The sequence below is a fragment of the Streptomyces sp. SLBN-8D4 genome (genome assembly GCF_049739545.1).
GTDB lineage: Bacteria > Actinomycetota > Actinomycetes > Streptomycetales > Streptomycetaceae > Streptomyces > Streptomyces canus_C.
Genome location: NZ_JBMGQC010000001.1, coordinates 6,100,550 through 6,118,340, shown reverse-complemented (window position 1 = coordinate 6,118,340; position 17,791 = coordinate 6,100,550). Strand labels below are relative to the sequence as shown.

Genomic DNA, 17,791 nt, shown 5'->3' with positions numbered 1-17,791 from the left:
GGGCAACCGAGCCCCGGATGCCAGAATTTCCCCAAGGCGGAAATCCTCCAGAAGGACGGCACCTGGGTCTTCGACGGCGACGCTCTGCGGCTGACACCGGGAAGGGACAAGAGCGTCGGGCTGCTCCGCAGGATGCTCGGTGAACTCGTCGTCCCGTTAGGCGCGTTGGCGGGCATCTCGCTCGAACAGGGCAAGAAGAGCGGCCGGTTGAGGCTGCGGCTGCGCGACGGCGCCGACCCCCTGCTGCACGCGACGGGCGGCCGGTTGAGCGAGCCGCACGACCCCTACCAGCTGACCGTCGAGTCGGACCGCTACGGCGTCGCCGAGTACTTCGTGGACGAGGTCCGGGGCGCCCTGCTTCTGGACCAGGTCCCCACCGATCCGGTCACCGAGTACCTGCTCCCCGGCCCGGCCGTGCCCCTGTCCGTCTCCGCCGGTGACGGCACCGCCGCCTTCGACGGGGAGCACATCCGTCTGGAGTGGAACTGGAAGACGGAGGACGCCAAGGCCTCGGCCGGGCCCCGCGCCCTCGCCCTGACCGACGTCGTCGCCGTGGAGTGGCAGCCCGCGGTCGGCCTGGAGAACGGCCACCTGCGCTTCACCGTGCGGCACGCCCCGACCAAGGCCCCGCCGAAGTACGACCCCAACGCGGTGGAGCTGTGGGGCTTCAAGAAGGACCCGCTGATGGCGTTGGTCGCGGCGGCGGTCCAGGCCAGGCTTCCGCACCCGGCCCGAGCCGCCGCCATCGACGTACGGAGAAAACTGGACATACGACCGGAAACGCCTTCTTCTCCGGTCGCCTCCGCCGAGGACGGTCACGATGCTCTCCTGCGCCGGCTGCGCGAGCTCGGTGAGCTGCACCGCACGGGTGTCCTGACGGACGAGGAGTTCACGATGGCCAAGCAGGCGATCCTCAGGCGGATGTGATCCGAGGCGGGTTACTTCGCCCTGCGCGCCACCGTGAAGTGGTCGATGCGGTCACCGGTCTCGGCGATGCCCGACACCTTCAGCTTGGCGTAGTGGCCCTTGGAGGCGGGCACCACGTCCACGCGCAGGAAGGAGTAGTTGAGGTAACGCACCCGGGACCAGGCGACGGTCTCGTTGACCTTGCCGTCCTTGGTGTTGACGAAGGAGGCGACGGAGTCGCGCTCGTTCAGGTGGCCCTCGTAGGAGTCCGGGGCGGAGAAGGCGTACAGGCTGCGGCCCGCGGCGCCCGCCGTGACGTAGACGACCCCCTCGGTCTCGGGGTACGCGGTCTCGCCGATCGGGAGCTTCTTGGAGACCTTGTCGCCCTTGATGACGTCGGTGCGCTCGTACTGGTGGTTGTGGCCGTTGATGACCAGGTCGACGGTGTACTTCTCGAACAGCGGCACCCACTCCTGGCGCACGCCCCCCTCCGAGGCGTGTGCGGTGGAGGTGCAGTAGGCGCAGTGGTGGAAGAACACGATGATGAAGTCGATGTCCTTCGCGGCCCGGTACTTCTTCAGCTGCCCCTCGAACCACGTGGTCTGGGTGCCGCCGGAGATGCCGAGGTTGGCCGGGATCTCGAAGGAGACGTCGTTCGGGTCGAGCGAGATGATCGCCGTGTTGCCGTAGACGAAGGAGTACACGCCCGGCAGGTGGGCCTTGTCCGGCCCGTTGTCGGGGAGCGTGAAGCGGGCCTCCTCGCCGCCGTAGCCGTTGGGCGAGTACCAGGCCTCCATGTCGTGGTTGCCGTAACTCACCATCCACGGCACGGACTTGGCGACCGACTCGGTCTGGGCGAGGAACTGGTCCCAGGTGCGCGAGTCGAAGCCGGTGTCGGTGGACTTGCCCTGGCCCGCCGGGTCGCCGTAGGCGATGTCACCGGCATGCAGGTGGAAGACCGGGTTCTGGCCGAGGATCAGGCTGTCGTTGGCGAGCGCGTGGTAGCTGACGCCCTGGTCACCGAAGGCCGTGAAGGTGAACGGCTTCTTGTGGGCGGGCGCGGTGGTGAATGTGCCCAGGGTGCCGGTCAGGTGCGGCTCGGCGGGGTCGAAGCCCTGGTGGCCGACGCCGTAGTAGTAGGTCTGGCCGGGGCGCAGGTGGCTCAGCTCGGCGTGCAGGTAGTACTGCGTGTGGTCGCCGCTCGCGCCGACGCCGGCCGGGGTGTACAGGGTGCGCACCTCGGCCTCGATCTTGCGGGAGAGGTCCCAGGGGCGGGCGCCGATCCGGATGAAGGGCTTCTTGACCGCGACCGGCACCTGCCAGGAGACGGTCATCTCGGTGCGGGGGTCGTTGCCGTAGGCCAGGTGGCGGCCGAAGGGGGCCACGAGGGCGCCGTCGACGGTCGCGGCGGAGGCGAAGGTCTGGGTGGGCGTGGCGGCCTGGGCGACGGCGCCCGGGACGAACGCGCCACCTGCGACGGCGCCCAGCGTGACGGCACCGCCCCTGATGACGTTGCGACGGGAGAATCTGGTGCGCAGGTACTCGTGCTGCTCGGCCATGCTCATGCGCTCGGCGAGCTGCTCGGGTACTCCCATGCGAGGAATGTCCATGGCGTCTGAAACTCGTCTCCATGAGCGACGAGGTGTGAGACGCAGGATGGACAGCTTGCGAACAGACGTTCACAAGAGCATCAACAGTCTCTTGCCCGATATCGGGCAGGATTCTTGCGAAACGGCTTCCGGTACCCCAGGATCTACCGGGTGCACGACGAACTTGTTGATCATCTGACGCGGTCCACGCCCCTGAGCCGGGGCGAGGCACTGCGGGTGATCCAGGACGTGCTCGCCTTCTTCGACGAGACGACCGAGGACTACGTCCGTCGCCGCCACCGCGAACTCCAGGCCCAGGGCCTGGTGAACACGGAGATCTTCGGACGGATCGAGGCGGAACTGAAATATCGAGCGGTGGCGCCGCCGGAGCTGACGCTGAGGCAGTTGCGCCGCATGGTCTACGGCTAGGGGACACATCTTTATGTGCGGAATTGTCGGATACATCGGGAAGCGTGATGTCGCCCCGCTGCTCCTGGAGGGTCTGCAGCGCCTCGAGTACCGCGGCTACGACTCGGCCGGCATCGTCGTCACCTCGCCGAAGACGGCCGGGCTGAAGATGGTCAAGGCCAAGGGCCGGGTGCGCGACCTGGAGGCCAAGGTCCCGGCCCGCTTCAAGGGCACCACCGGCATCGCCCACACCCGCTGGGCCACCCACGGCGCGCCCTCCGACGTGAACGCCCACCCGCACCTGGACGCCGGGGGCAAGGTCGCCGTCGTCCACAACGGCATCATCGACAACGCCTCCGACCTGCGCCGCAAGCTGGAGGCGGACGGCGTCGAGTTCCTCTCCGAGACCGACACCGAGGTCCTCGTCCACCTCATCGCGCGCTCCCAGGCGGAGAAGCTGGAGGACAAGGTCCGCGACACCCTGCGGGTGATCGAGGGCACCTACGGCATCGCCGTGATGCACGCCGACTTCAGCGACCGCATCGTGGTGGCCCGAAACGGCTCCCCGGTCGTCCTCGGCATCGGCGAGAAGGAGATGTTCGTCGCCTCGGACATCGCCGCGCTGGTCGCCCACACCCGGCAGATCGTGACGCTGGACGACGGCGAGATGGCCACCCTCAAGGCCGACGACTTCCGCACCTACACGACGGAGGGCACCCGCACGACGGCCGAGCCCACCACCGTCGAGTGGGAGGCCGCCTCCTACGACATGGGCGGCCACGACACCTACATGCACAAGGAGATCCACGAGCAGGCCGACGCCGTGGACCGCGTGCTGCGCGGCCGCATCGACGACCGCTTCTCCACCGTGCACCTCGGCGGCCTCAACCTGGACGCCCGCGAGGCGCGCCAGATCCGCCGCGTGAAGATCCTCGGCTGCGGCACCTCGTACCACGCGGGCATGATCGGCGCCCAGATGATCGAGGAGCTGGCCCGCATCCCCGCGGACGCCGAGCCCGCCTCCGAGTTCCGCTACCGCAACGCGGTCGTCGACCCCGACACCCTCTACATCGCCGTCTCCCAGTCCGGTGAGACCTACGACGTCCTCGCGGCCGTCCAGGAGCTGAAGCGCAAGGGCGCGCGGGTCCTGGGCGTGGTGAACGTGGTCGGCTCGGCGATCGCCCGCGAGGCGGACGGCGGCATCTACGTGCACGCGGGCCCCGAGGTCTGCGTGGTCTCCACCAAGTGCTTCACCAACACGACGGTGGCCTTCGCCCTCCTCGCGCTCCACCTGGGCCGCACCCGCGACCTCTCGGTCCGCGACGGCAAGCGGATCATCGAGGGCCTCCGCAGGCTGCCCGCGCAGATCACCGAGATGCTGGAGCAGGAGGAGCACATCAAGAAGCTGGCCGAGCAGTACGCCGAGGCCCGCTCGATGCTGTTCATCGGCCGCGTCCGGGGCTACCCGGTGGCCCGCGAGGCCTCCCTGAAGCTCAAGGAGGTCTCCTACATCCACGCGGAGGCCTACCCCGCCTCCGAGCTCAAGCACGGCCCCCTGGCCCTGATCGAGCCCGCCCTCCCCACGGTCGCGATCGTCCCCGACGACGACCTCCTGGAGAAGAACCGCGCCGCCCTGGAGGAGATCAAGGCCCGCAGCGGCCGCATCCTGGCCGTCGCCCACCAGCACCAGGAAAAGGCCGACGAGACCATCGTCGTCCCCAAGAACGAGGACGAGCTGGACCCGATCCTGATGGGCATCCCCCTCCAACTCCTCGCCTACCACACGGCACTTGCGCTCGGCCGCGACATCGACAAGCCGAGGAATCTCGCCAAGTCGGTGACGGTCGAGTAGAAGGTCCTCGCAGGACGGACCCCCACGTGATGCCACCGCTCACGGGGGGTCCGTTCGATGCGCCGGGGTCGCCCAATGCCCCGGTGCCGGCTGCCACTTGGCCCGGTGGCCGTCACGCCCCCGCCCGGCAGCCCGTGACCGCTATATGCCCTTCACAAAGGCACAAACACCCCTACGCGCGAGTAGATTCGCCCGTCTCACCTGGACGAACGACGAGTTGACGCGTCAGGGAATGACGATGACGGGCCGCTTCGCCCGCTTGGCGAGCCGCCCCGCGACGGAGCCGAAGATGCGCCCGACGATGCCGTGGGTGGAGCCGACGACGATCGCGTCCGCCTCGTACTCCCGCCCGACCTCCTCGAGTTCATGGCAGATGTCCCCGCCACGCTCGACGAGGATCCAGGGAACCTCGGCCAGGTAGTCCGCACAGGCGAGCTCCAGGCCGAGCACCTCGGTGCGGTGGTCGGGCACGTCGACGAAGACCGGTGGCTCGCAGCCGGCCCACACGGTGGTGGGCAGCCGGTTGGCGACATGCACGATGATCAGGCCCGAGCCGGAGCGATGGGCCATGCCGATCGCGTAGGCGAGGGCGCGCTCGCTGGACGTGGAGCCGTCGAAGCCGACCACGACGCCGTGCTTGAAGGCGGGGTCGCAGGAGTGGCGTGGCTCTTCCGCCGCCAGGGGCTCGGCCGCCGTGGGGTCGGCGACAGGCCGCTTGCGGTCCGCTGGTTCGAAGAATTCGTGACCGGCCATGGCTGTCTCGGCGTTGTGATCCTTGTGTGGGAGGGACGACAGTGTGCGGCGGAGCTGTGTCCGGGAATCATCTTCCCAACCCCATACCCCCAAGGGTACGGCGGCACGCCTCCTTAGCCCAGAGCCCGTCCACGGTCCGTGGGGGTTCCAGGGAGCATGCACGAGGGGGCGCCCGTAACGCAATGGTTGCTGCGTTGTACAGGCGGTTTGCACAGGATTCCCGTGGCCGCCCCCGCCCCGGCCCCCGGACGGCCCTCGACACAGTGACCGAAGGGTCGAACACGCGTTGAACCCGTGAGCCGCACCGCAGGGAGACGCCCCAGGGAGCACACCATGACCGGACACCGACCGCCCGCCGAGGACACCACCACGGACGTGATCCGCTGGGCGGCCTTCAGCTGCGTCCTCGTCCCCGTGGTGCTCCTCTGGTACGGCACCTCACTGGCCGGCGCGACGGGCACCGCTCTCGGCCTCGCCGCCGTGACGGCCGTCTGCCGTATCCTCCTGCGCCAGTCGGAGCGCGGCGCGGCCGGCCTGGCGCAGGAGGAACCGGCACCCCGTCGCGGCCGTCACCACAGGGGCGGTGCCGGGGCCCGTCGAGGCGGTCGTCACACCGCGGGAAATACACCGGTCGGCTGACCGGTTTCCATGCACCGCGACGATTCTTTTCAGCCAACTTCCACGTTGGGCGTGTCCCTTGGTCCAAGCACCCCTCAACCCCCGTTCCACCTGCAGGGATAGGGTCCCGGAGGCCCCGTGCACCCTACGTGGATTAGCCACTGCCACAAGGCGCACTTCCCTGCACGGCCCACGAGTGCAACGCTTCGTGATCGAATGCTTTACGCCAAGTTGCCAAGTCGACAATCTGCCGGATGACGAACTGGTCACGTCGGCAGCACGCGACACAGTAGATTCGATCTTGACGTCTTACGGCGGGGGACTCGTGCAGGACCGAGGGGAAACGTGCAGGAGCGACACAACCGAGGAGCCGCGACCACCGAGGGGGGCTTAGCAGTATGAGCCACGACTCCACTGCCGCGCCGGAAGCCGCGGCCCGGAAGCTTTCCGGGCGACGCCGCAAGGAGATCGTCGCGGTGCTGCTGTTCAGCGGCGGCCCCATCTTCGAGAGTTCCATACCTTTGTCGGTGTTCGGGATTGACCGCCAGGACGCCGGCGTGCCGCGCTACCGCCTATTGGTGTGCGGCGGCGAGGAAGGCCCACTGCGGACCACAGGGGGCCTGGAACTCACCGCACCGCATGGCCTGGAAGCGATCTCACGCGCGGGCACGGTCGTCGTACCGGCCTGGCGCTCGATCACTTCACCGCCACCGGAGGAGGCGCTCGACGCACTGCGCCGGGCGCACGAAGAGGGGGCCCGCATAGTAGGGCTGTGCACCGGCGCCTTCGTGCTGGCGGCGGCGGGCCTGCTGGACGGCCGCCCCGCGACGACACACTGGATGTACGCACCGACGCTGGCCAAGCGCTACCCGTCGGTGCACGTGGATCCACGAGAACTCTTCGTGGACGACGGCGACGTACTGACCTCGGCCGGTACCGCGGCCGGAATCGACCTCTGTCTCCACATCGTGCGGACGGACCACGGCAACGAGGCGGCAGGGGCACTGGCCCGCCGACTGGTGGTCCCGCCGCGCCGCTCGGGCGGTCAGGAGCGCTACCTCGACAGGTCTTTACCGGAGGAGATCGGCGCCGACCCGCTCGCCGAGGTCGTCGCCTGGGCGCTGGAGCACCTCCACGAGCAGTTCGACGTGGAGACGCTGGCGGCGCGGGCGTACATGAGCCGTCGTACGTTCGACCGCCGGTTCCGCTCGCTGACCGGTTCGGCCCCTCTGCAGTGGCTGATCACCCAGCGGGTGCTGCAGGCACAGCGTCTCCTGGAGACGTCGGACTACTCGGTGGACGAGGTCGCGGGCCGCTGCGGCTTCCGCTCGCCGGTGGCGCTGCGCGGGCACTTCCGGCGGCAGCTGGGCTCGTCCCCGGCCGCCTACCGGGCCGCGTACCGGGCCCGCCGTCCACAGGGCGACAGGCCGGTGGACAGCGACGGTCCGGTGGGGGGTCCGACGGGTCCCGCGCCCAGCGCGCCCGTCCCGCTGCACCCGGAGAGCGGTCCGGTACCGCTCCAGACCCGCCGCACCCCGGCCCCCGTGGGCCCGCCCTCCGACAACGGCCGCGAGCTGTACGTCGGCGGAGGCCGGGCGAGCCTGCCGGGGCAGCGCAGCGGAGCGTGACGTCCTGACGCCGGGCGGGCCTGCGAAGGTCCGCCCGGCGTTCCGGATGCCCGGCACCGACCTGGGCGCCACAAAAGCGAACGTCAGCCGTAGGGTGTTCGCATGAACGATCGCATGGTGTGGATCGACTGCGAGATGACCGGCCTCTCGCTGTCCGACGACGCGCTCATCGAGGTTGCCGCCCTCGTCACCGACTCCGAGCTCAACGTGCTCGGCGACGGTGTGGACATCGTCATCCGCCCGCCGGACCAGGCGCTGGAGACGATGCCGGAGGTGGTGCGTCAGATGCACACCGTGTCCGGGCTGCTCGACGAGCTGGCCGGCGGGACGACCCTCGCCGACGCCGAGGAGCAGGTCCTCGCCTACGTCCGCGAGCACGTCAAGGAACCCGGCAAGGCCCCGCTGTGCGGCAACTCCGTCGGCACCGACCGCGGTTTCCTGCTCCGGGACATGCCCACCCTTGAGGACTACCTCCACTACCGGATCGTGGACGTCAGCTCCGTCAAGGAGCTCGCCCGGCGCTGGTACCCGCGGGCCTACTTCAACAGCCCGGACAAGAACGGCAACCACCGCGCCCTCGCCGACATCCGCGAGTCCATCGCGGAGCTGCGCTACTACCGCGAGGCGATCTTCGTCCCGCAGCCCGGCCCCGACTCCGAGACCGCCAAGACGATCGCCGCGAAGCACGTGCTGCCCGGGCGGTAAAAGCCGGGCGCGAGCACCCCTTCAGACCCTGTACACTTTTTCTCGGCCGGTCGGAGAGATCCGAACAGCCGAACATGGTGGGTGTAGCTCAGTTGGTAGAGCACCTGGTTGTGGTCCAGGTGGCCGCGGGTTCAAGTCCCGTCACTCACCCCATTCACCTCAGCCGGTGACCTTGGAGACAAGGTCACCGGCTGAGGTCGTTTCAGGAGTCGGACGCCCTGAGAAAGGCCCGCGCGGCCTTGCGGAAGGCCGCGACCAGCCGGCTCCGCTCCTCGGCGCGGGTCGCGAGGACCACATGGGCCGGTTCGACGCCGTGCAGCGGGACCGCGGTGACGTCGGGGCGGAGCGAACCCGCCCGGGGCAAGGCCGTGATGGCCAGGGCCTGTCCGGAGGCGACGAGTTCGAACTTGTCCTCCAGCGCGTCGGCCAGGGGACCGTCCGGTGCCGGTCGGCCGTCCGGGCGGGGGTCGATGCGCCAGTACGCGTTCCAGACCGGGTCGGCCACCCGGACCAGCGGCTCGTCGGCGATGTCGTCGAGGGTGACGGACTCCTTGCCGGCGAGACGGTGGCCGACCGGGAGCACCAGCGCCCGGGGTTCCTCGTAGAGGACCGTCACCTGCGCCTCCTCGGTCGGAAAGGGCAGCCGGGTCACCAGGACGTCGGCCTTGAGCTCGGGCAGGACCGTGGTCCGCTCGGTCCAGTCGACGTGCGCGGTCCTGACGTCGGCGTCCGGGAAGCGCTCGCGCAGGGCGCGCACCGCCGGGGTGACGATGATCCCCGCCGTGTACCCCACGGTGATCCGGCTCGGCTCGGCGGCCGCCCGGGCAAGGCTCGCCGCCTGGGCCGCCGAACGCAGCAGTGCCTTCGCCCGGGGGAGGAAGACCTCCCCCGCCTCGGTGAGCCGGCTGCCCTGCGGGGTCCGCTCCAGCAGCCGCGCGCCCAGCTGCTGCTCGAGGCGGCGGATCTGCCGGCTCAGCGAGGGCTGCGTGACATGCAGCGCGTCGGCGGCCCGGCCGAAGTGCCGGTGCTCGGCGACGGCCGTGAAGTACCGGACCAGCCGGAGGTCGAGGTCGGTCATGCCTGAAGCGTACGACCGCCGCAGCGGCCGTATCCCGCACACAACCCATTTCACCTGCGGTGATGCCTGATCCGTATTGCGCCATGCGAAACAGGCTTTGGACTGCCGTGGCCCCGCCTTCGCAGGCTGAAGAGGCATCCACCCGTTCAAGCATTCACTCGTTCACAGCGAAGGATCACCATGCGTGTATTCGTCACCGGTGCGACCGGCTTCGTCGGTTCCGCCGTCACCCGTGAGCTGCTCGACGCCGGGCACGAGGTCGTCGGCCTGGCCCGCTCGGACCGGTCCGTGGAGGCGCTGAAGGCCGCGGGCGCGGAGGTGCACCGCGGGGACCTGACCGACCTCGACAGTCTGCGCAGGGGAGCGGAGGGCGCGGACGGGGTCGCCCACCTGGCGTTCATCCACGACTTCACCAACCTGACCGCCTCGGGCGAGGCCGACCTCACAGCGATCGAGGCCATCGGCGAGGTGCTCGAAGGCACCGGCAAGCCCTTCGTGGTCACCTCGGGACTGCTCACCGCGCCCGGGCGCCTCGGCACCGAGGAGGACCCGGCCGACCCGGACTCCCCCGCCAAGCACCGGCACGCCTCGGAGTTCGCGACGCTCGCGCTCGCCGAACGCGGGGTGCGCTCGTCGGTGCTGCGGCTTCCCCCGAGCGTGCACGGCGAGGGCGACATCGGCTTCGTGCCCATGTTCATCGGCCGCGCGCGCGACAAGGGCGTCTCGGCCATGGTGGGCGACGGCTCCAACCACTGGGCGGCCGTCCACCGGCTCGACGCGGCCCGGCTGTTCCGGCTGGCGCTGGAGGCGGCCCCGGCGGGCGTGCGGCTGCACGCGATCGGCGACGAGGGAGTGCCGTTCCACGAGATCGCCGAGACGATCGGGCGGGGGCTCGATGTGCCGGTCGCGAGCGTGGCCCCGGAGAAGGCGACGGACCACTTCGGCTGGCTCGGCCGCTTCGCCGCCATCGACATGCGGGCCTCGGCCGCGCGCACCCGGGAGCTGCTCGGCTGGCGGCCGGAGCACCCCGCGCTGATCCCGGACCTGGAGGCCGGCCACTACTTCAAGACGTCCTGAGCCCCCACGCTACGACGCCGCCCGCCACGCCTCCACCAAATCCCGTACGCCGCCGAACCGTTCGCCAGGCACGGGACGCGTGGCGCGCTCCACGACCGCGAGCTGCGCGGCCGTACCGCGGAAGGCGTCCTCGCCCGGGCCCGCGTCCAGGAGGAGGCGGGCGGTGCGGCCGAGGACATGAACGGTGGTGCGGGTGTCGATCGTGGCACCGCGCCGCCACTCCTCGGGCGCCATGAAGCGGGTGGAGCCGGGGAGGCGGTCCTCGGTCAGGACGAACGGGCCCGGGCGGTAGTCGTCGAGGTCGATCAGACGGAGCTCGTGGGCGTCGAAGTCGTAGAGGAAGGCACCGTCGTAGAGGTCGACGGCGACCTGGCCCGCGGCCTCGACGGCGAGGTGGGCGTCCAGGACCCGGTCCAGGGCGTGGTGGACGCGGGCGAGGGGCAGGGCGCGGAAGCGGGCGCGGGCCGTGGGGTCGTAGAGGATCTCGCCGTCGTGCCACGGCATGACGACGGCCGTACGGCGGTCCCCCACGGCGACCCGGTGCACCTGGGGGACGATCGCCGGATGCCGGACCCTGCCGTGGAAGGCCCAGGCGCGGTCGAGGGAGCGCTGGGCCCGATCGGTGGTGGCCTCCTTCACGAACCAGCGGCTGCCGTCGGGGAGCCGGACGCCGTGGGAGAGGCAGCCGGAATCCTGTTCGCGGAAGGAACGGAACACCTCGCCCACGCTCCGCAGGTAGGGCTCGGTCTCGGGGATCTCGTCAACGTCCAGCAGGGGATGGGCAGTCATGATCCTTGCGTTCAACCTCCAGCCGCTGGTGCGGCTGGAGGTCGCCGTCGCCGAAGAGGTCAGGACGACGCCCGCTCCACCAGTTCCGTGGCCAGAACCACCTGGCGGCGCTCCAGTCCCCGGGACACCGCCGGGCGGCGGTCGGCGATCTCCGAGAGGAGGAGGTCGATCATGTGGCGGCCCATCTCCTCGATGGGCTGGCGGACGCTGGTGAGGGGCGGGTCCATGTGGCGCGCTATGGCCGAGTCGTCGTAGCCGATCAGGGCCACGTCCGAGGGGATGCCACGGCCCTCCTCGCGCAGGACCTGGCGGGCACCGGCCGCCATGACGTCCGAGCCGGCGAAGACCGCGTCCAGGTCGGGGCGGCGGGCCAGCAGGTTCGTCATCGCCCGGCGGCCGCCCTCCTCGGTGAAGTCACCGGGCTCGATCAGCCGCTCGTCCACCTCGTGGCCCGCGTCGCGCAGCGCGTCCCGGTAGCCGTCTACGCGCCGCTGGGCACCGTACACGTCGAGGCGGCCGGTGATGTGCGCGATCGTGCGGCGGCCGCCGGCCAGGAGGTGCTCCACGGCCGAGCGGCCGCCGCCGTAGTTGTCGGAGTCCACGGACGGGAGCGTTTCCCCCGCCGAGCGCGGGCCGCTGATCACCGCCGGGATCTCCAGCTGGGACAGCAGGTCGGGGAGCGGGTCGTCGGCGTGCACCGACACCAGCAGGACGCCGTCGACCCGGTGCGCGGCCAGGTACTGGGCCAGCCGGCGGCGTTCGCGGTCGCTGCCCGCGAAGATCAGCAGGAGCTGCATCTCGGTTTCCGAGATCTCGGCGCCGACGCCCTTGAGCATGTCCGAGAAGTACGGCTCCGCGAAGAACCGTGTCTCCGGCTCGGGCACGACCAGCGCGATCGCATTCGTACGGTTGGCCGCCAGGGCGCGCGCGGCCGTGTTCGGGACGTACCCGAGCTCCGCGACCGCCGCCTCGACGGCCGCACGCGTGGCGTCACTGACCCGGGGTGAGCCGTTGATCACCCGGGAAACGGTGCCCCGGCCCACGCCGGCGCGCGCGGCCACCTCCTCGAGGGTGGGCCGGCCACCGCTTCGGCTCCGCGCTCCGTGGCTTGCCATGGGCTCCGCCTTCCCACCGTGTCTCTACGCTGGCCTGGAATTTAACAGTCCCGCGTGCGGACGTGGCGGTCGCGGGGGCCACCACCCCCTACCGCACGGTCACCTGCGCCGCCGACAGCCATGCCGAGTGGGTCCAGTTAACAGGCTGATAACTGAAGGCATCTCTCCTCGCGCACTCCCTTGACACCCTCGCTCCGAGCCGCGAACCTTCAACACATCACATGTGGGAGCGCTCCCACGGTACCTGACACATAAATATCCCGCACGTTCCCCGCCCGAGCCGCAGCAGTCAAGTAACGGGTCCAACAACGCAGTTGGCCGGGGGGTCGGCACGTCAGGGCAACAGGAGGACGCAATGCGAGCACGTACCCGAACCGCCCGCAACAGGGTGGTTGTCCTCGCGGCCGTCGCGTCGCTGGGCGCCGGGCTGCTGGCCGGCTGTGCCGACGACGGCGGCAACGACAGCGACGGTTCGTCGTCGGACGGCGGCGGCAAGACCACGATCACTCTCGGCCTCTTCGGCACCCAGGGCTTCAAGGAGGCCGGGCTGTACAAGGAGTACGAGAAGCTCAACCCGGACATCAAGATCCAGGAGAACGTGGTCGAGCGGAACGAGAACTACTACCCGGCTCTCGTCAACCACCTCACCACCAACAGCGGTCTCCTGGACGTGCAGGCCATCGAAGTCGGCAACATCGCTGAGGTCGTCTCCACCAACGCGGACAAGCTGGTGGACATGTCCAAGGTCTCCGGGGTGGACAAGAGCAAGTGGGTGGACTGGAAGTGGCAGCAGGCCACCACCAAGGACGGCCAGACCATAGGCCTCGGCACCGACATCGGCCCGATGGCGATCTGCTACCGCAAGGACCTCTTCCAGCAGGCCGGTCTGCCCACCGACCGCGAGGAGGTCGGCAAGCTGTGGGCGGGCGACTGGAACAAGCTCGTCGCCGCGGGCACGACCTACAAGAAGAAGGCCCCCGCGGGCACCACCTTCATGGACTCGCCCGGCGGTCTGCTCAACGCGATCGTCAGCAGTGAGAAGGACAAGTACTACGACGCCTCGGGCGAGGTCATCTACAAGTCGAACCCGGCCATCAAGAACGCCTTCGACCTGACCGCGAAGGCCGCCAAGGACGGGCTGGTCGGAGCGCAGACGCAGTTCCAGCCGGCCTGGGACACGACGATCGCCAAGAGCAAGTTCGCCGCGATCGCCTGCCCGCCGTGGATGCTCGGCTACCTCAAGGGCAAGTCGGCACCGGAGTCCGCCGGCAAGTGGGACGTGGCCGCCGCGCCCAAGTCCGGCAACTGGGGCGGCACCTTCCTGTCGGTGCCCAAGAGCGGCAAGCACGTGAAGGAGGCGGAGAAGCTGATCACCTGGCTGACCGCGCCGGAGCAGCAGGCCAAGCTGTTCAGCGTGCAGGGCAGCTTCCCGAGCTCGTCCGCCGCCTACGACCTGCCCCTGGTCACCGACGCGAAGAACACGATGACCGGTGACGCGCCCATCGGCAAGATCTTCGCCGAGGCCGCCAAGGCCATCCCGACGCAGGTGATCGGCCCGAAGGACCAGATCATCCAGCAGGGCCTGACCGACAACGGCGTCATCCTCGTCACGAAGGGCAAGTCGGCCAAGGAAGCCTGGGAGACGGCCACCAAGACCATCGACAACAACCTGGAGAAGTGACCGGTATGGCCACCCGGCACGACACCGCCGCGCTCCCCCTCAAGGAGGGGGGCGCGGCCCCGGGCCGCCCGCCCGAAGACGCCGTACCCGACGACAAGGACCAGCGGCGCCGGGCGCGGCTGTCCCGCCGCTGGCAGCGGGACATGCGCTGGAGCCCGTACGCGTTCGTCTCGCCGTTCTTCCTGCTGTTCCTCGCGTTCGGCCTGTTCCCGCTGATCTACACCGGCTGGGCCTCGCTGCACACGGTCGAGCTGACCGACCCCACCGACATGCAGTGGGCGGGCCTGCGCAACTACACGCGGATCTTCGACGACGACTTCTTCTGGAACGCGGCGAAGAACACCCTGACCATCGGGATCATCTCCACCGTCCCGCAGTTGGCGATGGCGATGGGCCTGGCGCACATCCTCAACTACAAGCTGCGCGCGTCGACCTTCTACCGGGTCGTGATGCTGGCGCCGTACGCCACGTCGATCGCCGCCGCCTCGCTGGTGTTCGTGCTGCTCTTCGGCCGCGACTACGGCATGATCAACTGGGCTCTGCACTTCGTCGGTGTCGACGCCATCGACTGGCAGAACGACAAGTGGCCCTCGCAGATCGCCGTTTCGTCGATCGTCATCTGGCGCTGGACCGGCTACAACGCGCTGATCTACCTGGCCGCGATGCAGGCGATCCCGCAGGACCTGTACGAGTCGGCGGCCCTGGACGGGGCCAGCCGCTGGAAGCAGTTCCTCCATGTCACCCTGCCCTCGCTGCGGCCGACGATCCTGTTCACCGTCGTCGTCTCGACGATCGGGGCGAGCCAGGTGTTCGGCGAGCCGCTGCTGTTCGACGCCAACAAGGGCGCGTCCGGCGGCGCCGAGCACCAGTTCCAGACGCTCGGGCTGTATCTGTACGAGCAGGGCTGGGTGAACATGCACCTGGGCCGCGCCTCCGCGATCGCCTGGACGATGTTCCTGATCCTCATCCTGATCGGGATCGTCAACTACGTCATCTCGCGCCGGCTGCGCGCCAGTAGTTAAGGAGACCGGCCGTGACGACGACCCTGACGAAACCCGCGGCGGACGCGGATCCCCAGCCCCCGAAGCGCGTACGCCGGCCCAAGTCGGCGCGTGCGGGCGGGCAGATGCACGCGGGACCCATCGCGTACGTCATCCTCGCCCTGTTCACCATCGGCTCGCTGCTGCCGCTGGTGTGGACGGCGATCGCCGCCTCGCGCGACAACCAGCGGTTGGCGCAGACCCCGCCGCCGTTCTGGTTCGGCGGCAACCTCTTCCACAATCTCGACATCGCCTGGAACGACGCCAACCTGGGCAAGGCATTCATCAACACCACGTTCGTGGCCGGTGTGTCGGCGCTGACCATCGTCTTCCTGTCCACGATCGCCGGGTTCGCCTTCGCCAAGCTGCGCTTCAGGGGCCGCGGCGCGATGATGCTGATCGTGATCGGCACGATGATGGTGCCGCCCCAGCTGAGCGTCATCCCGCTGTACATGATGGTCGCCAAGCTCGACTGGACCGACCAGCTCCAGGCGGTGATCCTCCCTTCGCTGGTGAGCGCGTTCGGGGTGTTCTTCATGCGGCAGTACCTGATCCAGGCGCTGCCGGACGAGATCATCGAGGCGGCCCGGGTGGACGGTGCGAGCAGCTGGCGGGTGGTGTGGCATGTCGTGTTCCCCGCCGCCCGGCCGGCGATGGCCGTCCTCGGCATGCTGATGTTCGTGCAGACGTGGAACGACTTCCTGTGGCCGTTCCTGGTGCTGACCCAGAACGGCAACCCGACCGTGCAGGTCGCGGTCGCGCAGCTCGGCCGCGGCTACACGCCGGACCAGTCCCTGATCATGGCGGGCGCACTGCTCGGCACGCTGCCCCTGCTGATCGTCTTCGCGATCTTCGGCAAGCAGATCGTGGGCGGCATCATGCAGGGTGCCGTGAAGGGCTGACCTCGTACGTCTGCGGCATCATGCAGGGTGCCGTGAAGGGCTGACCTCGTACGTCTGGGGAATCTCGCTTCAGGGGGCCGGGGCACCGTCGCCTCGGCCCTGCCCATCCCCCTCCCCTCCCCCCTCTACCAGTAGGTCTTACGACCCCCAATGGGAGCGCTTCCATGCCTGAGTCCGAAACGCCGGTGACCCCGGTGACCTTTCCCTCCGCCTTCCTGTGGGGAGCCGCGACCTCCGCCTACCAGATCGAGGGGGCGGTGCGGGAGGACGGCCGCACGCCCTCCATCTGGGACACCTTCAGCCACACCCCGGGCAAGACGGCGGGCGGCGAGCACGGTGACATCGCTGTCGACCACTACCACCGCTACCGCGACGACGTGGCGCTCATGGCCGACCTGGGCCTGACGGCGTACCGCTTCTCGATCTCCTGGTCCCGGGTGCAGCCGACCGGCCGCGGGCCCGCGGTCCAGCGGGGTCTGGACTTCTACCGCCGGCTGGTGGACGAGCTCCTCGCGCACGGCATCAAGCCGGCCGTGACGCTCTACCACTGGGACCTGCCCCAGGAGCTGGAGGACGCGGGCGGCTGGCCGGAGCGGGACACGGCGTACCGGTTCGCGGAGTACGCGCAGATCGTCGGGGAGGCGCTCGGCGACCGGGTGGAGCAGTGGATCACCCTCAACGAGCCGTGGTGCGCGGCCTTCCTGGGCTACGCCTCCGGGGTGCACGCGCCGGGCCGTACGGACCCGGCGGCCTCACTGAGGGCGGCGCACACGCTCAACCTCGCGCACGGCCTTGGCACTTCGGCCCTACGCGCGTCGATGCCGGCCCGCAACTCGGTGGCGCTCAGCCTCAACTCCTCGGTCGTCAGGCCCTTCTCCCAGGACCCGGCCGACCTGGCGGCGGCGCAGAAGATCGACGACCTGGCCAACGGCGTCTTCCACGGGCCGATCCTGCACGGCGCCTATCCGCAGACGCTGTTCGCGGCGACGGAACTGATCACCGACTGGTCGTTCGTCGAGGACGGCGATCTGGCCCTGATCAACCAGCCGCTCGACGCGCTGGGCCTCAACTACTACACGCCCGCGCTGGTGTCGGCCGCGGACCCGGAGGCCGCCGGCCCGCGCGCCGACGGCCACGGCAGCAGCGACCACTCCCCCTGGCCCGGTGCGGACGACGTCACGTTCCACCAGACGCCGGGCGAGCGCACGGAGATGGGCTGGACGATCGACCCGACGGGCCTGCACGACCTGATCATGCGATACACCCGCGAGGCCCCCGGTCTGCCCCTCTACATCACCGAGAACGGCGCTGCCTACGACGACAAGCCCGACCCCGACGGCCGCGTCCACGACCCCGAGCGGATCTCCTACCTGCACGGCCACCTCGCCGCGGTCCGCCGCGCGATCGCCGACGGCGCGGACGTCCGCGGCTACTACCTGTGGTCCCTGCTGGACAACTTCGAGTGGGCGTACGGCTACGAGAAGCGATTCGGCGCGGTCTACGTCGACTACACCACGCTGGAACGGACACCCAAGTCCAGTGCCCTCTGGTACGGCCGGGCGGCCCGCACCGGCACCCTCCCGGAGGTCCACAGCATCCCGTAGCCACCACGGAGACGGGGGACGGGGAAGGGGCGCGGCAGCCGAGGGG

The 17,791-nt window shown here is 69.7% G+C and carries 16 protein-coding genes and 1 tRNA gene; 12 read left to right on the top strand and 5 right to left on the bottom strand.

Annotated elements, in window-relative coordinates; translation table 11 throughout:
- Positions 1-42 precede the first annotated feature (42 nt).
- A complete protein-coding gene (locus tag RKD20_RS27860) occupies positions 43-927 on the top strand; it encodes a DUF4429 domain-containing protein (protein ID WP_424883338.1) in 885 nt (294 codons plus the stop codon).
- Positions 928-938: 11 nt separating this feature from the next.
- On the opposite strand, the gene RKD20_RS27855 is transcribed toward RKD20_RS27860, so the two are convergent.
- Positions 939-2,501: a fibronectin type III domain-containing protein gene (locus RKD20_RS27855; protein WP_424880092.1), complete on the bottom strand. Its 1,563-nt coding sequence runs from the start codon at positions 2,499-2,501 to the stop codon at positions 939-941.
- A gap of 165 nt (positions 2,502-2,666) precedes the next feature.
- On the opposite strand from RKD20_RS27855, the gene RKD20_RS27850 reads away from it, so the two are divergent.
- Positions 2,667-2,924 carry a hypothetical protein gene (locus RKD20_RS27850; RefSeq protein WP_424880091.1) on the top strand — a complete coding sequence of 86 codons (258 nt, stop codon included), beginning with the start codon at positions 2,667-2,669 and terminating at the stop codon, positions 2,922-2,924.
- A gap of 13 nt (positions 2,925-2,937) precedes the next feature.
- Complete coding sequence (gene glmS / locus RKD20_RS27845; protein WP_424880090.1) at positions 2,938-4,755, top strand: glutamine--fructose-6-phosphate transaminase (isomerizing); 1,818 nt, start codon at positions 2,938-2,940, stop codon at positions 4,753-4,755.
- Between the two features lie 225 nt (positions 4,756-4,980).
- On the opposite strand, the gene RKD20_RS27840 is transcribed toward glmS, so the two are convergent.
- On the bottom strand, positions 4,981-5,508 hold the full coding sequence (locus RKD20_RS27840) for a universal stress protein (RefSeq protein ID WP_020123262.1): 528 nt from the start codon (positions 5,506-5,508) through the stop codon (positions 4,981-4,983).
- Between the two features lie 333 nt (positions 5,509-5,841).
- On the opposite strand from RKD20_RS27840, the gene RKD20_RS27835 reads away from it, so the two are divergent.
- The 4 genes from RKD20_RS27835 to RKD20_RS27820 all read left to right on the top strand — a co-directional run bounded on the left by RKD20_RS27835 (position 5,842) and on the right by RKD20_RS27820 (position 8,612).
- Positions 5,842-6,147 carry a hypothetical protein gene (locus tag RKD20_RS27835; protein WP_424880089.1) on the top strand — a complete coding sequence of 102 codons (306 nt, stop codon included), beginning with the start codon at positions 5,842-5,844 and terminating at the stop codon, positions 6,145-6,147.
- A 377-nt stretch (positions 6,148-6,524) separates the two neighbouring features.
- Positions 6,525-7,754, top strand: a complete 1,230-nt coding sequence (locus RKD20_RS27830; protein ID WP_020123264.1) for a GlxA family transcriptional regulator — start codon at positions 6,525-6,527, stop codon at positions 7,752-7,754.
- Between the two features lie 102 nt (positions 7,755-7,856).
- The gene (gene orn, locus RKD20_RS27825) at positions 7,857-8,459 is read left to right on the top strand and encodes an oligoribonuclease (protein WP_037941700.1); all 603 of its coding nucleotides are present in this window, start codon (positions 7,857-7,859) and stop codon (positions 8,457-8,459) included.
- Positions 8,460-8,536: 77 nt separating this feature from the next.
- Positions 8,537-8,612, top strand: a tRNA-His gene (locus RKD20_RS27820).
- A gap of 49 nt (positions 8,613-8,661) precedes the next feature.
- On the opposite strand, the gene RKD20_RS27815 is transcribed toward RKD20_RS27820, so the two are convergent.
- Positions 8,662-9,537, bottom strand: a complete 876-nt coding sequence (locus RKD20_RS27815) for a LysR family transcriptional regulator (RefSeq protein ID WP_424880088.1) — start codon at positions 9,535-9,537, stop codon at positions 8,662-8,664.
- 180 nt (positions 9,538-9,717) lie between these two features.
- On the opposite strand from RKD20_RS27815, the gene RKD20_RS27810 reads away from it, so the two are divergent.
- Positions 9,718-10,614, top strand: coding sequence for an SDR family oxidoreductase (locus RKD20_RS27810; RefSeq protein WP_424880087.1), 897 nt, complete (start codon positions 9,718-9,720; stop codon positions 10,612-10,614).
- 9 nt (positions 10,615-10,623) lie between these two features.
- Here the strand turns inward: RKD20_RS27810 and RKD20_RS27805 are convergent, their stop codons facing one another.
- Both RKD20_RS27805 and RKD20_RS27800 read right to left on the bottom strand, forming a co-directional pair.
- A complete protein-coding gene (locus RKD20_RS27805; RefSeq protein ID WP_424880086.1) occupies positions 10,624-11,403 on the bottom strand; it encodes a serine/threonine protein kinase in 780 nt (259 codons plus the stop codon).
- A gap of 59 nt (positions 11,404-11,462) precedes the next feature.
- Positions 11,463-12,518, bottom strand: a complete 1,056-nt coding sequence (locus RKD20_RS27800) for a LacI family DNA-binding transcriptional regulator (protein WP_424880085.1) — start codon at positions 12,516-12,518, stop codon at positions 11,463-11,465.
- Positions 12,519-12,873: 355 nt separating this feature from the next.
- On the opposite strand from RKD20_RS27800, the gene RKD20_RS27795 reads away from it, so the two are divergent.
- The 4 genes from RKD20_RS27795 to RKD20_RS27780 all read left to right on the top strand — a co-directional run bounded on the left by RKD20_RS27795 (position 12,874) and on the right by RKD20_RS27780 (position 17,745).
- The gene (locus RKD20_RS27795; protein ID WP_424880084.1) at positions 12,874-14,199 is read left to right on the top strand and encodes an ABC transporter substrate-binding protein; all 1,326 of its coding nucleotides are present in this window, start codon (positions 12,874-12,876) and stop codon (positions 14,197-14,199) included.
- Between the two features lie 5 nt (positions 14,200-14,204).
- Positions 14,205-15,221 (top strand): carbohydrate ABC transporter permease, encoded by a 1,017-nt coding sequence (locus tag RKD20_RS27790; RefSeq protein WP_424883337.1) that lies wholly within the window; start codon positions 14,205-14,207, stop codon positions 15,219-15,221.
- 11 nt (positions 15,222-15,232) lie between these two features.
- Positions 15,233-16,141 (top strand): carbohydrate ABC transporter permease, encoded by a 909-nt coding sequence (locus RKD20_RS27785; protein WP_424880083.1) that lies wholly within the window; start codon positions 15,233-15,235, stop codon positions 16,139-16,141.
- Between the two features lie 164 nt (positions 16,142-16,305).
- Complete coding sequence (locus RKD20_RS27780) at positions 16,306-17,745, top strand: GH1 family beta-glucosidase (RefSeq protein ID WP_424880082.1); 1,440 nt, start codon at positions 16,306-16,308, stop codon at positions 17,743-17,745.
- The last annotated feature ends 46 nt before the right edge of the window (positions 17,746-17,791 follow it).

Coding starts and splice junctions, on each gene's coding strand:
- RKD20_RS27855 (WP_424880092.1), bottom strand. CDS start 2,501: ATGGGAGTACCCGAGCAGCTCGCCGAGCGCATGAGCATGGCCGAGCAG.
- glmS (WP_424880090.1), top strand. CDS start 2,938: ATGTGCGGAATTGTCGGATACATCGGGAAGCGTGATGTCGCCCCGCTG.
- RKD20_RS27840 (WP_020123262.1), bottom strand. CDS start 5,508: ATGGCCGGTCACGAATTCTTCGAACCAGCGGACCGCAAGCGGCCTGTC.
- RKD20_RS27835 (WP_424880089.1), top strand. CDS start 5,842: ATGACCGGACACCGACCGCCCGCCGAGGACACCACCACGGACGTGATC.
- RKD20_RS27830 (WP_020123264.1), top strand. CDS start 6,525: ATGAGCCACGACTCCACTGCCGCGCCGGAAGCCGCGGCCCGGAAGCTT.
- orn (WP_037941700.1), top strand. CDS start 7,857: ATGAACGATCGCATGGTGTGGATCGACTGCGAGATGACCGGCCTCTCG.
- RKD20_RS27815 (WP_424880088.1), bottom strand. CDS start 9,537: ATGACCGACCTCGACCTCCGGCTGGTCCGGTACTTCACGGCCGTCGCC.
- RKD20_RS27810 (WP_424880087.1), top strand. CDS start 9,718: ATGCGTGTATTCGTCACCGGTGCGACCGGCTTCGTCGGTTCCGCCGTC.
- RKD20_RS27805 (WP_424880086.1), bottom strand. CDS start 11,403: ATGACTGCCCATCCCCTGCTGGACGTTGACGAGATCCCCGAGACCGAG.
- RKD20_RS27800 (WP_424880085.1), bottom strand. CDS start 12,518: ATGGCAAGCCACGGAGCGCGGAGCCGAAGCGGTGGCCGGCCCACCCTC.
- RKD20_RS27795 (WP_424880084.1), top strand. CDS start 12,874: ATGCGAGCACGTACCCGAACCGCCCGCAACAGGGTGGTTGTCCTCGCG.
- RKD20_RS27790 (WP_424883337.1), top strand. CDS start 14,205: ATGGCCACCCGGCACGACACCGCCGCGCTCCCCCTCAAGGAGGGGGGC.
- RKD20_RS27780 (WP_424880082.1), top strand. CDS start 16,306: ATGCCTGAGTCCGAAACGCCGGTGACCCCGGTGACCTTTCCCTCCGCC.